Genomic DNA, 13,576 nt, shown 5'->3' on the forward strand with positions numbered 1-13,576 from the left:
AGGGCGGTATTACAGAGATCTTTCGCGACGTGGCGGCTTGGAAGCATTGCACGGGAACACCTTTCGTGACTCCTCACGAAAGGTGAGCACATCGCCGCCACCGGCGGGACCAGCGCCCTACCGGTCGGTTCCGTTCCGTTCGGACCGTCCATCCGCCGATTCGCGCAGGAGTTCGACGGTGTCACCCACGTCCACGGTCACGGCGTCCTCGCGGGACGGCGCCATGAACGCGATCCCGAGCAGACCGTAGAAGTCACCGGTCGCGGCGAACGTGTGCGCACGGGCGAACAGTGGTTGCGCATCGAAGACTCGCACCCGCAGCTTCTCCCGGCTCAATCTCCCCAACTCTTTGCCGGTTTCGGGATCTGTCACCGTCGGGCCGGTGGCGGAACTCACCACGAAGATCATTCCCGGCCGCACCCCGGCCTCGCTGCCGCGATTGATGACCAACGTGTGGTCGTCTTCGATGAGGGCGACCTGGCCCGTGATGGCTGCTCCGGTCACGACGCCGCCAACGAATCGCTTTCTCGCAGAGCTGGTGTCGGCTCGGTCCCGGCTCGAATCCGTGGCCGCAGGGCGTAGTCGTCTGCGCGAAGCGACAGGTCGCTGCAGCTTGCGGTGTCGTTCTCTGTGCCCAGTGTGAGCTCGACGGCCGTCTTGGCTTGAAAGAGTGCTATCACCGCCTGCTGGTGACGTTCGGTGCCGAGAGACGTCAGAGCCACCGCGAGTTTCCGGTCGACGTAGTGGACCGACCGCTGCAGGTCTGAGGTGGCCGGCTCCGGGCGTTGCGCGTCGGCCCGCGGTGTCGCCTCCGCGGCGAGGCCGTTGTACCAGCGGTGTGTGAGAGCGCCGAGGACGCCGGCGCACACCGGGATGACGACGACGGTGCAGAGCAGCCCGAGGGTGTTGCCGAGTGCGATCGCGCCGACGATGCCGGACAGCATCAGCACGCCGGCGCCGGCGAAGAGCTGCACCGCGGGGGGCACTGCTGCGATCAGCCGACCGGCCCCCGTGACCGCGCGAGCCAGCGCCCGGGCGAAGCCGAGCACGAACCCGACGAGCCTCCTGGCCGCGCGCAGCGCCGCGCGGCCGGCCGCGTCGGCCTGCTCGCGGGTCACCGGGGACTTCGGCATCGACCACGTCCGCTGTGGGCGGACCGCGGCAGAGGTCCCGGGTTCCGCGGGCGGCTCTGCGGGCCGATCTGCGGTGACGGCGGCGACAGACTCGTCGAGCGTCTCCGACGTCGGGACCCCGGAAGTCACATTGGCATCATCAACCACACCGGTATCATCGCGCGCCGCGAACGGATCGCAACCCTGGCGCGCCGACAGAACAGTCAACTGCTGAACTCGGAGCCGTGGCATCTCGAGGCAAAGCTGATGAAAGCGTGGGATCTGCTGCGCGACCAGCGGAGTCACCGGCGATCGCGAGAATGCGCAGGCCACCCGCAGTAGGCCTGTGCCAGATAACTGGACCCCGCGGCGGACTCCGCCAGCGCCGACAGCTCCCCGATCTGGCGCCGCACATCGAACGGCTCGGCGTCGGGCAGCCGGTGCAGCAGGGTCGTCATCCAGTACGAGAAGTACTGAGCCTTCCAGACGCGGGCCAGCGCCCGCTCGGAGTAGGCGTCCAACGCGTCGAGATCTCCGGAGCCGAGCGCGGTCTGGACCGCCTCGGCCAGCACCCGCACATCCGCCAACGCGAGGTTGAGCCCCTTGGCGCCCGTCGGCGGGACGGTGTGGGCGGCGTCCCCGGCCAGCGCCATCGCGCCGTAGCGCATCGGCTCCTGGACGAAGCTGCGGAACGGCAGCACCGATTTGTCGATGATGCGGCCCTCTTTGAGGGTGTGCCCGTTGGCCTGCAGCCGACTCTGCAGTTCGGTCCAGATCCGGTCGTCGCTCCACGCGTCGGGATCGTCGTCGGGTGCGCACTGGAAGTACATCCGCTGCAGCTGGGCCGTTCGCTGACTGATCAACGCGAAGCCCTGCTCGGAGTGGTTGTAGATGAGTTCGTCTGCGCTCGGCGGGGCTTCGCAGAGGATCCCGAACCAGGCGAACGGATATTCGCGGAAGAACTGGCGCCGCTGATCTTCGGGCACGGCGCGGCGACAGACACTGCGGGATCCGTCGGCGCCGACCAGGATGTCGGCGCGTACCTCGTGCCGGGTGCCGTCGGCGTCGGTGAACGACATCGTGGGACGGCCGGTCAAATCGGCCACCGCCACCTCGGTGACGCCGAAGCGGACGTCGCCGCCGTCACGGGCGCGTACGTCGGCGAGATCGATGAAGATCTCGGTCTGCGGGTAGAGCCGCGTCGAGGATCCGCATCCGTCGGCGAAGTCGATCCGGTGCAGCGCGCCGCCGAAACCCAACTCGATGCCGTCGTGGCGGACGCCGTCGGTCAGCACCCGCGTCGAGGCGCCGCTGTCGACCAGGAGCCGGACGCTGTCCTCTTCGAGAATGCCTGCGCGGTGGGTCTCTTCGATCTCCCGGCGTGCGCGGAGGTCGATGGCGACGGAGTCGATTCCGGCGAGATGCAGCAGGTGCGTCAGCATGAGGCCCGCGGGGCCGGCGCCGACGACGGCCACCTGGGTGCGGGTCACGGTCGGCGACGGGGAAGACATGGTTCGAGCATCGCAACGCATCGTGACCCGGACCACTCTCGGCTTTCACTGACCGGAAGTCATGCGCCGCTCGAGGTCGAGCGAGCGACCGATTCCCCCGGCGGCGACCCGAAGCGCCGCGGTCAACCGCGTCAGATGGGACTCGAGGCTGGGCACCACGATGCCGAGCGCGGCCACCACCGCACCGTCGGCGACGATCGGGACGGCCAGCGAGCAGGCGCCCAGGCTCATCTCCTCACGGGTGACCGCGTAACCGTGCTCGCGGACCCGGGCGAGTTGACGGTTCATCCGTCCGGGCTGGGTGACGGTGTACGGCGTGACGGGCGGGAGGTCGGCCAGCACCCGGGTGATCACCGACTGCGGCGCATGCGCGAGCAGCACTTTGCCGACTCCTGTGGCGTGCAACGGGAGTCGCGAGCCGATCGAGCTGACGACGGGCACGGAGGCGTGGCCCATCAAGCGGTCGACGTAGAGCGCGGTCAGGTCGTCGCGCACGGCGAGGTGCACCGTCGCGTGCGTCGCGGCGTAGAGGTCGTGCAGGTACGGCGAGGCGATGTCGTGCAGTCCTCGCTGCACCGGCGCCAACATGCCGACGTCCCAGAGTCGGCGCCCGACGACGTAGTGGCCGGCGGCATCTCGTGCCAGCGCACCCCAGGACACCAGTTCGGCGATCAGGCGGTGCGCGGTGGGACGCGGGAGGCCGGTGCGGTCCGACAGTTCGGTCAGCGTCAGCCGGCGGTGTTCCTCGTCGAAGGCGGCGAGCAGCGACAACGCCCGGCCGGCGACCGTGACGGCGGGTTGTTGCGCGCGGCTGTCCCCCATCTCACGATGGTGCCATTGCGGCGGTGCGGTTCGCGGGCACGGTGGCGAGCGCGGCGATGGCCAGCAGGGCGGCCAGCGCGAACGCGTAGAACCCCCACGGGTAGGCGATGCCGAGGCTGACCAGGGCCCCGCCGAGGAACGGCCCGACGATGGCGCCGACGCGGCCCACACCGGCCGCCAATCCCAGTGCGGTGCCGCGGATTTCGGGCGGGTAGAGCTCGCTGACGAACGCGTACACCAGCACCTGGGCGCTGAACACGAAGATGCCGGCCAACAGCACTGCGGCGTAGACGATCACGGTGTTGCCGATCTTGATGGACAGCAGCGCCAGCGCCACCGCGGCGACACCGAACCAGAGCAGGACGGTGGGTTTGTTGCCCTTGCGGTCCGAGATCAGGCCCGCGATCAGCAGACCGATGACCGCACCGACATTGAGGGTCAGCAGCAGCGCGATACCGCCCTGGATGGAGTAACCGGCGGCGCCCATGATCGAGGGCAGCCAGGTGTTGAGACCGTAGACCAGCAACAGGCCCATGAACGAGGCCGTCCACAGCCCGATGCTGACGGCGAGGTAGCGCCCGCGGACCACGTCGCGCGGCCGGTTGACCTTCTCGGCGGACTGGCTGGCGCGGGCGGCCAGGAAGGTCTCCGACTCCGGCAGCTTCCACCACATCAGCGGGAGCACGGCCAGGCCGGCGAGGCCGCCGACGACGAACATCGACTCCCAGCCGATCGACGTGATGAGCAGCAGACCGAGGATGGCGGTGATCACCGCGCCGACGTGATAGCCGGTCATCAGCCGGGTCATCGCCGTGCCGGAACGGCCCTGCGCGGCGTGCTCGCTCATGTACGCCAGCGCGGTCGGCAGGCACGCGCCGAGGCCCAGCCCGGCGACCACGCGGAACACGATGAACCAGAGGATCGTCGGCGCGACCGCCGTGAGCAGGGTGCACACCGAGAACAGCGCGATGCAGGTCAGCAGCGTGCTGCGCCGGCCGAACCGGTCGGTGAGAGGGCCGACGGCGACGGCGCCCAGGCCGACGCCGGCCAATCCGAGCGTCGAGGCGAGCGTCAGCGATTCATTGGTGAAGCCGAGTGCGGACTGTTTGGCCAGCGTGGGGATGACGGCGCCGAGGACGACGAGGTCGTAACCGTCCAGGGCGACCGCGAGCCAGCAGAGCACGACGGGCCATCTCGAGCGTCGTGGCGTCCGGGACGTGGATTCGAGGGACATGCCTGTACGCAAGCAGGATCGTGTGACGGGGGCCACGTTCGGCTTCCGTTGAATGGAAGTCTGCGTCTGATGCCGTCCACGCGCGGACGGTCTGCGGGAGAGGCCTCGGTGAGACGCCGCGACTCTGGGGCCTGCCGACCACAGCGTCTAGGCTGGGCAGCATGGCTGGCAGGATGTCCGAGAGGCGCAACGCGGACGTTGTCGCGAATTTTTTTGCGGCACAACGTTACACACGCGAAGAGGTGTTCTCCGAATCCGACCCCGTTCCCGCGCAGGCGGGGGCGCACGGATGGTGGTTCCGGGAGATCCCCGGTGGCCTCGACACGTCGGGCTGCGAAGAGCGTGACGGCTGGACCCTGCTCTATGTCGGCGTGAGCCCTGGCCCGCCACGGGCCGACGGTAAACCGCAGACCCCGCAGGACCTCCGTAAACGCATTCGCTACCACTTCGGTGCGGGCAATGCCGGAGCCGACGGTTCGACGCTGCGCAAATCGTTGGGGGTGCTGCTCGGCGGCGAACTGGGTTTCGCGCTGCGCCGGGTCGGTTCCGGTAAGCGCCAGACCTTCGCCGGCGGTGAAGCGATCCTGACCCGGTGGATGGCCGAGAACGCTGCGGTGTCGTGGGTGCTCCACCCGGAACCCTGGCACCTCGAAGCAAAGTTGATCAAAGCGCTCCAGCTGCCTCTGAACTTTCAGGACAACGAGCGCAACGCCTTCGCCCCCGAGTTGAAGAGGTTGCGCCGGGAGGCGGGGGTCAAAGCGGGCAAGATGCGGGTTCTCGCCGAGTGGTCCTGATGCACAACGTCATTCAGAGCACTCAGAACTTGTCCAGTCGCGCCAGCTGAGCTCGGTACAGAGCAGGCAGCTTCGCCGCGAGGGCCGGATCGAAGTCACCGTGCGGTCCGGGCGTGTACTCCGCGGTCACCAGTATTCCGCGATGAGTGCCCACGATCATGGCGATATCCCACGCGAGGGATTGCGTGGCCGTCGTGGTTCTCGTGTGCATCTGCACGCTGATCGCCTCAGGCGGGATCGGACCGAACTGGGCAGCGTCCAGGCGGGTCGTGGAACGCAGGGCCGGCGTGGTCATGGAGAACGTCGCGCATTTCTCGACGAGACCGGCCACGTCGACGGGGCGCGGCGTCAGAGCCAGCTCGACACCGATCGCGGCCCCGTTGGCAGAGCGCAGAGCCAGCACCTTCTGTGTGGCCTCCCCCTCGGATTGAAAGATGCCACACTCCGGCGGGGTGACGGGGGCAGGACCACCCTGCGGTGCGCCGATGATGGTGCCCCATCGCGCGCCGGGTAACGCGGGCACCGTGCGCTGGTCGACCGGCATCTTCTCGGTGAGGTAGTAGAGGTCGGGCAGCACCGGCGGGCCGGCACGCCGTTCCACCCGAACGTGGAGGCTGAGCAGGACAACGATCCCGGCCAGCGCCGTCACCAAGTTGAATGCGGCAAGAGATGCGCGCAGGCGGTGTCGGATCCGGGGCTGTCCCACGCACCGTATTCGTCGCGGAGCGGGGTTCGGACTGTGGGTCGCAGGCGTTCGATGACCAGATCGGTCGGGTCAGTGCCGGCGATCGAGGGTTGCGGTCAGCCCCGCCAGGAGAAGGTCGAGGCCGCGGTCGAGTTCAGCGGCACCTTCGTACGAGGCGAGCACCGGTGCCAGCTCACGCAGGTGGCGGAACTCGGCCAGCGGGAGTCGGTGCAGACCCAGGCGCAGAACATGATCGGTTTCCTCGGGCCGTTCGACGATCTCCTGCAGCTCGTCCAGGATGTGGCCGTGCAGGTAACCGAAGAGGACGCGGTAGATGTGCAGGGCGTCGACTCCGGTGAAACCCGCGGTGATGAGCAGGGCCAGAACGCCTTCCAGCGGCCGGAGCGTTCCTGCGGGCCGCTGCCCGAGGGGAGTGGCGAGGGGCCGGGTCACCAGCAGCGGGACCGCATTGGGATGGGCGAGCGCCAGCCGGCGGAAATCGTGAGCAACGAGGCGTAACTGGTTGACCCAGTCGGGATCGGCGCTGTCCACGGTGAGTTGACTCAGGATGAGCTCGGCGACCCCGTCGAGAACGGCGCCCTTGTTGGGAACGTGGCGGTACAGCACCGTCGGGTCGCGCCCCAGCGCTTCGCTGAGGCGACGCATGGACAGTCCGCTCTCTCCGTCGCGGTCGAGGATCACCAAGGCGGTTCGGAGGATCAGAGACCGCGAAATCGTGGTGTCCCGGCGGTCGGCCGGAGCCGCGGAAGCACCCTCGCCGTCGGGCATGCTCATGACGCCGTCTGTCGGTGCGGTCATGTGCCGGTCTCCTGTCTAGTTCACGGTCCGTCAACACCATAGATCAACGGCGTTGGCCAACGGTGTTGACACCCGATCGGGACGGGTGTGTACTGGACCTCTACAGATTTCGAGGCACCCCATGATCGTCATCATCGGTTTGATCCTTCTCGGGGCCGCAGCGATCGTCGGCACCGTCGGGGTCCTGAGCAATGCCGGTCCGACACATCAGTTGACCGAAACGTTCTCCGTCTTCGGCTACCACGTCACGGGTTCGACCGGAACGCTGCTCCTGTTCGGGATGGTCGTCGGGGCGGTGGCGGCGGTCGGCCTCGGAATCCTGTTGGCGGGTGCACGCCGCACTGCCGAGCGAGGGCGAGACGCCCGTCGTCTACTCGCCCGGTCGCAGCGGGAGAACGCATTCATCAACCGCGACAGAGCCAACCTCCTCGACGGCCACCAGCCCGCCGCTGCGCCGACCTCCCACGCGGCCGAACCGGACATCTCCGGAAGCTCGCCGCGCGGCAACGGTTTACGACGTCGGTGGGGTGGTCGAAGCCGTGCCGCAACCGTCGACCAGACGCGCTAGGCGTCTCGCGGCCCATCGGCTGCGGATGACCACACAGACCCCGAATAATCGAAGGAGCCGACATGACCATCGGTAAGACGATCGCTCATCAGGCCGAAGCCACACGCGGCGCCGTCAAGAAGATCTTCGGCCGCGCCACCGGAAACACCCGCCTTCGCACCGAGGGGCGCGTGGAACAAGCCAAAGGCAATGCCAAACAGTCAGGCGAGAAGTTCAAAGACGTGTTCAGGCGCTGACAGCCCCGCTGCAGAGCGGTCCTCACGTGGTGTGCGCCACGAAAATCGTTGCGCAGCTTTGTCTTGCACGCTGACCTCCATCGACTATCCAACTGAAGGAAACCCATCATGACCACCAACACGATTGTCTTGATCGTCGTCGTCGTCCTCATAGCGCTGTTGCTCATCGCCGCCCTCGCCTGGGTGGCCCGCAACAAGCGCAACCAGCACCGCCATACCGAAGCCGAATCCATCCGCGGCGAGGCCAGGGACGAGAGTCGTCACGTCGCCCAGCGGGAAGCCCGCGCCGAGGAGACCGCAGCCAAAGCACGCGCCGCCCAGGCCGAGGCCGACATCAGAACTGCGCAGGCCAAAGGTCTGCAACAGGAGGCCGCCGGCCATGAACGCGAGGCCGTCAGCTCACGCAACGACCTCAACGAAAAGTTCGATCGCGCAGACACCCTCGATCCGGCCACCCCGTCCCCGCAGAGCAGCCCGACCGCTGACAGCACGCAGCAACCGACAGCCGGGACCCGATGAAGCCGGCGCATTCCGACACTCTGGTCCCGACGGTGCGTCCGGCAACACACCTGTCGATCGTCGAAATCGAACTGCCGCAACAGGATGGTCACCGCTACGACGTCACACTGCGGCTGTGCCGACCGTTGACACGCCACGAGAGCCATGAACTGGTCGCTCACCGATCGATCGGGCTGGAAGTCTCCCCCGACGACCCGTCACGACTGATCGCGACGCGCACCACCGTCGAGGAGGTCTGCGACCGGCTGCCGGAGTTTCACGAACTCCTCGGCGAGGCCGCAGACGTTGGCCGGGCGGCTCAAGATGCTGCTACGCGCGCCCGAAACGTCCACGACGTGGAGCAAGCGCGACGGCAGCATCTGGTCGACGACGCGAACGCCAGCCTGCGCGCATGCCCGCACACTCATGATGCGGCGCCCCGGTCGACTCACACGATTGCGCTCTGACGCGCCGCACGGCAATTTTCGTGACCGGCAGCCTCTTCACCTGGTGAATCCCGGAGACGCTGTCGCGGAGTAGTCACGGTGACGCCGGAACAGGTGGCTGACCTGCCATTATCGTGAGGCGGGTAGCGGGATGTGTTTGCGTAAGCAAGTGCCTCGTTGATGGGAACTACGCCGGCGGTGCGATTTACGGCTGTCGACTTCGCCAAGAGGTTGGCGACGGGGAATCTGGTACCTATCCTGAATCGGCGGGCCGGACGCCGCCGACCGGGTGGGAGCAGATATGAATACATTCGCAGCACGACTGAACCGACTCTTCGAGACGGTGTATCCGCCAGGGCGCGGACCGCACACCTCGGCCGAAGTCGTCGCGGCGCTGAAGGCTGAAGGCCTGACGATGTCGGCTCCGTACCTGTCGCAGCTGCGATCGGGAACCCGGACCAATCCGTCCCCCACGACCATGGCCGCGTTGGCCAACTTCTTCCGGATCAGACCTGCCTTCTTCACCGATGACTCCTACTACGCGAAGCTCGACCAAGAGTTGACCCTGCTGGCCGGCCTGCGCGACGAAGGTGTCCGCCGGGTGGCGGCACGGACGATCGGACTGTCACCCCAGGCGCAGCGCGATGTCGCGGACACCGTCGACGAATTGCGGCGCAGGGAGCACCTCGCCGACGATCCCGTCGCTTGATCGGGCCCTCCTCGAGCCACGCACGGGATCTGGATGAAGCGATGAGGCCGCGGGGCCGGGAACGCAGCCAAGCCACCTTGCCGGACTGGCGGGTGGTAGCCGCGGGCGGGGCCGTGTTCTCGATGCTCGTCGTCGTGGGCGGCGGCGGAGCCGTCGCCTATGCCGACACTGGAACCGCCACGTCGAACGCGACCGACTCAAGCAGCCAAGACAGCTCCCAGAACACTGACCGCACCGAAAGCACGTCGCCCGAGCGATCGGCCACGACAGCGGAGACCTCACAAACAGGGACCGAGGCGCGGGAAGCCGACGCCGCCGAGAGTTCCCAGACATCTCGGCTCACCAGTGCCGAGGAACAACTCGACCATGTTGAGTCACCGGCTGGCGATACGCCTTCCGCAACGGACAGCACGACGGAGTCGTCGACTCCGACGCAGTACGATCCGTCGCTCGCCGACAGCCCGTCAAGCGACCCGAGCCCTCCCGCGCAAGACAACTCAACGGCGACCCCCGTCGATGCCCCTCCAGATCCGCCGACCACCACGCCGGACACCCCGACCATCCCGGCCGAAGACAACCCGACGACCGACCCGACTCCCCCTGTTCAGGACACCGGATCTACCGCGGGCCCCAGTTCTTCGACACCCGAGGCAGATTCGTCCTCGGGGTCGGCTTCATCGGCGCCCGCGACGCCAGCAGCCACGGTGACAGACGACTCCACAGCGACCACCACCACAGACCCGGTCAGCACTATCACCGCGAGTGATCCTGCGCCCGCCGTCGATCCCACGCCCGCCGCCAGCGTCACCTCCGTCGTGGAGACTGTCGCCGCCGCCCTCGGCCAGCCTGATCTGCCCGCTTTCGAGCCGAGTGTCGTTGCGCCCGTGGTCGTTACAGCGGTTCCCATGACGGTGCCGCTCGCCTCGGTAACAGTCGCACCGCCCGGCATACTGCAGTGGTTCGCGTTGCTGACATGGTTTCAGTTTCAGTGGCTGATCCAGCAACAGCTGAACGGCTCGAGCGGGGCACCCGTACTGAATCGCTTCGACGGCCGAGACACCCGGCTGGTGGGCGCGGTATTCCAAAACACCTCCACGACAGCGTTTCTCGCGACGCAGCTTCCGTGGCTGACAACGACGCTGGACGCTCTGCAAGGGATGCCGTTGGCCGCCCTTCAGGCAATGCAAATGGGCGACCTGCCGATCGATCAGGCCATGCTGAACAGGATGTCGATGACGTTGGCGGCCGAAACGTCGTCGCTGCCCGCGATCGCAAAAGCACTCACCGATCAGGCGCATTCTCGCCTGGGGCTTCTGGGCTCTCCCTGCGTCGGCACGTTCATTCGCAACGTGTCGCTGTGGGCGCTGTTCACCGCCGCCGCCCTCGGACTTCTCGGCCTGACCAGCTTGACCGGCCTCGGGACCCTGGTCGGCTTCCGGCAGGCGAAGGCGGGCTACGCGCTTCACGCATCCGGCCTCGCCCGGTTCACCGGACCCGGGCCCCTGGGGGTCGTCCGTGAAGCGGGATTCGTTCGCATCGGGTCGCGCCGCCCGAAGGATGATGGACCGCCGCGCCTGCGCGTCATCGGAACGGATCTGCGGGACAGCGCCTGACGATCTGATTCGGGGGATCGGGGACGCGGCCGCGCGCGGCACCGCTGACGGCGACCGCACAGCTCGAGCCGACGGAGGGGGGATGACATGCGCATGCCTCGTCGAGTCGCGGAATTCAACAGACGGGTGACCAATCCCGTTGCCCGGTCGATGACCCCGTGGCTCCCGGGGTTGGGCACGCTCGAGCATGTCGGGCGCCGGTCGGGCAGGCACTACCGGACACCCCTGCTGGTCTTCGAGACCCGAGACGGCTTCGCGATCCTCATCGGCTACGGGCTGGAGACGGATTGGCTGAAGAACGTCTTGGCCGGCGGGCCCACGGTGCTGCACAAGCGCGGCAAGGCCATCCGGTTGTCGGATCCTGAAATGGTGAGCAAGGAGGCAGCCGAGCCGCTCGTCTCGCCGCGCTATCGGCCCTTCTATCGCCTGTTCCCCTACAACGAGGCGACGCTGATCCTCACGAGGGCGGAACCCGAGGGCTGACAAGCCGCCGGCCCCGGCGGCACTGCCTGCGGTGCCCCCAGTCGGACTCGAACCGACACTTGGCGGATTTTAAGTCCGCTGCCTCTGCCAATTGGGCTATGGGGGCCGTCGCCTGATCCTAGACATCCGCTCGTGCCGCCGAACGTGCGCGCACGGCGCCGGACAGGCCGCAAAGCCGCCCAGGACGCACGCTCGGCGCGCGCCGAGCTCAGTCGATGACCGGGACCAGCAACCGCGCCTGCCGCTCCGGGCCCCAGTGCACCGTGGCGCTCCCCCGCGACCGCCGCTCATAGGCACCGGGAAACTGTCCCGTGAGCGGGTTGCGCGGCCACAGCCACCGCCCGGCGATCACCAGCCGAAGCTGTTCTCCGCGCCGGAACAGGGTGGCCGACGGCCCGAGCGCGATGTCGACCTCGACCACCTCTCCCGCCCGTAACTTCTGCGGGTCGGTGAACGTGTGCACCGGCGCGAACGGCCGCGACTGCTCCTCATCGAGTGCCCGCATCGACGCCCGCAGCCACCCGGTGCTCACCCGGTCCCGGCCGAAGCCGTACGAACCCTCGAACGGGACGTAGGTGTCGCCGCGCCACTTCTCCACGCCCACGAACAGGTCCACATCGTCGGCATCCGCACTCACGAACAGCCGCAACGCCATTGGGCCCGTCAGCTCCACATCCCGCGGCACCATCCATCCGAATCTGAGTCCAGACGAGCGGGTGTCGAAGCTCATCGAGCCGCCGTCCGGCGCCGGCTCTCCGCGCAATCCGCCGTCGGTCAGGTACAGCGGCGTCCACGTCGTCCGCTGCAGCGGCCAGCTGGATTCGCTGCGCACGTCCACCACTTGGTCCCGACTTTCGCGGACCTCCAGCCGCACGCGGGGCGGCGGCGCGGCCTCCCCGCCGCGCAGGTGGCGATCGAGGAAGGCCAACTGGGTGCGCAGCGGTTCCTCCGAATAGAACGTGGCCCACTTGCCGCCGCGGTGCGTGAACAGATGCCGGTCGGGTGAAGAGATGTTCTCGAAGGCGCGCACCGACCCGCGCGTGTGCAGGTTGTTGTCGGAGAAGCTCCCGCAGATCAACGCGGGCACCTCGATGCTCCCGAGTTCTGGCACCAGCGAGCGCCAGAAGTCATCCCGCAGAGGATGTTTCGTGTTCTCCTCCCCCACGTCGTAGGTGAGGCGGATGTTGCGCAGCTCGCGGGTCCACAGCTTGACGAACCCGATCTCTTTGATGCCGCCCGGCCGCATCAGGTCGCGGTAGGCGTCGGTGAACCCTTCCCACGGGACGATCGCGCGCAGATGCGGCGGATGCAGCGCGGCCGCCTTCCACTGCGAGATCGCCAGGTAGGACACGCCGAGCATCCCGACCGCGCCGGTGCTCCACGACTGCTCCGCCGCCCACTCGATCAGGTCGTAGACGTCGTCGCCCTCTTGGTCCGACAGCACCGAGCCCACACCGTCGGAGGTGCCGGCGCCGCGCAGGTCGCAGTTCACCACCGCGAATCCGTGCGCGGTCCACCAGGCCGGATCGGGCGCCTCCCATCCGGTCAGCGCCGAGAAGCGAACGAGCGCCGGTTGTCTCAGCGCACGGTACTGAAAAGGGATGCGATAGCCGGGGAGCCGCGTCCGCTTCCGGGGATGGTTGTCCTTCCCGTAGGGGTGCGCGCACAGCACCACGGGGCACCGGTCACCGCCCGGCGGGAGGTACACGTTGACGCGCAGCACGGTGCCGTCGCGGGTGGTCACCGGCACGTCCTGGTGCACGATCACCGACCCTGGCGCGGGACTGTAGACCTCGACCGGCGGCCGGACGATGCTGCGCAACCGACCCAGCGCGTACCGCAGGGATTCGGGACGGCGCCACGGCCGGTCGTGAGCGGGTGCGTCGGTGGCGGCCACAGTGCTCCTCGGGGCAGACGCGGCGGACGTGCCGAACGTTACAACGCCTGCCCCGGGGCCGTGCGGCCATTAGCGACCCTCAGAGCGACTAGCGATCACGTCGCCTCGATCCGTGGCGGTAGAGAGCCAGATGCGCAATGATGCCGCGC

16 protein-coding genes and 1 tRNA gene are annotated in these 13,576 nt (G+C 67.9%); 8 read left to right on the top strand and 9 right to left on the bottom strand.

The window, feature by feature from the left end:
• Window positions 1-117 precede the first annotated feature (117 nt).
• The 5 genes from MCHLDSM_RS31685 to MCHLDSM_RS31705 all read right to left on the bottom strand — a co-directional run bounded on the left by MCHLDSM_RS31685 (window position 118) and on the right by MCHLDSM_RS31705 (window position 4,679).
• On the bottom strand, window positions 118-504 hold the full coding sequence (locus MCHLDSM_RS31685) for a hypothetical protein (protein WP_109788991.1): 387 nt from the start codon (window positions 502-504) through the stop codon (window positions 118-120).
• The gene (locus MCHLDSM_RS31690) at window positions 501-1,262 is read right to left on the bottom strand and encodes a hypothetical protein (protein WP_234714258.1); all 762 of its coding nucleotides are present in this window, start codon (window positions 1,260-1,262) and stop codon (window positions 501-503) included. Before MCHLDSM_RS31690 ends, MCHLDSM_RS31685 begins: the two co-directional genes overlap by 4 nt.
• A gap of 152 nt (window positions 1,263-1,414) precedes the next feature.
• Window positions 1,415-2,623, bottom strand: coding sequence for a 4-hydroxybenzoate 3-monooxygenase (locus tag MCHLDSM_RS31695; RefSeq protein ID WP_048473701.1), 1,209 nt, complete (start codon window positions 2,621-2,623; stop codon window positions 1,415-1,417).
• 45 nt (window positions 2,624-2,668) lie between these two features.
• Entirely contained in the window at window positions 2,669-3,445 is a 777-nt protein-coding gene (locus MCHLDSM_RS31700) for an IclR family transcriptional regulator (RefSeq protein ID WP_048473702.1), read from the bottom strand.
• Between the two features lies 1 nt (window position 3,446).
• Window positions 3,447-4,679 (bottom strand): MFS transporter, encoded by a 1,233-nt coding sequence (locus MCHLDSM_RS31705; RefSeq protein WP_048473703.1) that lies wholly within the window; start codon window positions 4,677-4,679, stop codon window positions 3,447-3,449.
• Between the two features lie 242 nt (window positions 4,680-4,921).
• On the opposite strand from MCHLDSM_RS31705, the gene MCHLDSM_RS31710 reads away from it, so the two are divergent.
• A complete protein-coding gene (locus MCHLDSM_RS31710; RefSeq protein WP_234714259.1) occupies window positions 4,922-5,473 on the top strand; it encodes a GIY-YIG nuclease family protein in 552 nt (183 codons plus the stop codon).
• A gap of 22 nt (window positions 5,474-5,495) precedes the next feature.
• Here the strand turns inward: MCHLDSM_RS31710 and MCHLDSM_RS31715 are convergent, their stop codons facing one another.
• Window positions 5,496-6,122: a hypothetical protein gene (locus MCHLDSM_RS31715; RefSeq protein WP_060937671.1), complete on the bottom strand. Its 627-nt coding sequence runs from the start codon at window positions 6,120-6,122 to the stop codon at window positions 5,496-5,498.
• Between the two features lie 126 nt (window positions 6,123-6,248).
• The gene (locus tag MCHLDSM_RS31720) at window positions 6,249-6,953 is read right to left on the bottom strand and encodes a TetR/AcrR family transcriptional regulator (RefSeq protein ID WP_048474145.1); all 705 of its coding nucleotides are present in this window, start codon (window positions 6,951-6,953) and stop codon (window positions 6,249-6,251) included.
• A gap of 145 nt (window positions 6,954-7,098) precedes the next feature.
• Here MCHLDSM_RS31720 and MCHLDSM_RS31725 point away from each other — a divergent pair, with 145 nt between their 5' ends.
• The 7 genes from MCHLDSM_RS31725 to MCHLDSM_RS31750 all read left to right on the top strand — a co-directional run bounded on the left by MCHLDSM_RS31725 (window position 7,099) and on the right by MCHLDSM_RS31750 (window position 11,530).
• Complete coding sequence (locus MCHLDSM_RS31725) at window positions 7,099-7,545, top strand: hypothetical protein (RefSeq protein ID WP_048473706.1); 447 nt, start codon at window positions 7,099-7,101, stop codon at window positions 7,543-7,545.
• Window positions 7,546-7,607: 62 nt separating this feature from the next.
• Window positions 7,608-7,781 (top strand): CsbD family protein, encoded by a 174-nt coding sequence (locus MCHLDSM_RS36745; RefSeq protein ID WP_082169164.1) that lies wholly within the window; start codon window positions 7,608-7,610, stop codon window positions 7,779-7,781.
• A 108-nt stretch (window positions 7,782-7,889) separates the two neighbouring features.
• Window positions 7,890-8,300 (top strand): hypothetical protein, encoded by a 411-nt coding sequence (locus MCHLDSM_RS31730; RefSeq protein ID WP_048473707.1) that lies wholly within the window; start codon window positions 7,890-7,892, stop codon window positions 8,298-8,300.
• Entirely contained in the window at window positions 8,297-8,746 is a 450-nt protein-coding gene (locus MCHLDSM_RS31735) for a hypothetical protein (RefSeq protein WP_048473708.1), read from the top strand. The genes MCHLDSM_RS31730 and MCHLDSM_RS31735 overlap by 4 nt, the downstream gene beginning before the upstream one ends.
• A 280-nt stretch (window positions 8,747-9,026) precedes the next feature.
• Window positions 9,027-9,434 carry a helix-turn-helix domain-containing protein gene (locus MCHLDSM_RS31740; RefSeq protein ID WP_048473709.1) on the top strand — a complete coding sequence of 136 codons (408 nt, stop codon included), beginning with the start codon at window positions 9,027-9,029 and terminating at the stop codon, window positions 9,432-9,434.
• A gap of 113 nt (window positions 9,435-9,547) precedes the next feature.
• Complete coding sequence (locus MCHLDSM_RS37930; protein ID WP_131722715.1) at window positions 9,548-11,047, top strand: hypothetical protein; 1,500 nt, start codon at window positions 9,548-9,550, stop codon at window positions 11,045-11,047.
• Between the two features lie 87 nt (window positions 11,048-11,134).
• A complete protein-coding gene (locus MCHLDSM_RS31750) occupies window positions 11,135-11,530 on the top strand; it encodes a nitroreductase family deazaflavin-dependent oxidoreductase (RefSeq protein WP_048473711.1) in 396 nt (131 codons plus the stop codon).
• 32 nt (window positions 11,531-11,562) lie between these two features.
• On the opposite strand, the gene MCHLDSM_RS31755 is transcribed toward MCHLDSM_RS31750, so the two are convergent.
• Window positions 11,563-11,636: transfer RNA gene (locus MCHLDSM_RS31755), tRNA-Leu, on the bottom strand.
• A 102-nt stretch (window positions 11,637-11,738) separates the two neighbouring features.
• Window positions 11,739-13,427, bottom strand: coding sequence for a CocE/NonD family hydrolase (locus MCHLDSM_RS31760; protein WP_048473712.1), 1,689 nt, complete (start codon window positions 13,425-13,427; stop codon window positions 11,739-11,741).
• Window positions 13,428-13,576: the final 149 nt, after the last annotated feature.

Origin of the sequence: Mycolicibacterium chlorophenolicum (genome assembly GCF_001044235.1) — a bacterium.
GTDB lineage: Bacteria > Actinomycetota > Actinomycetes > Mycobacteriales > Mycobacteriaceae > Mycobacterium > Mycobacterium chlorophenolicum.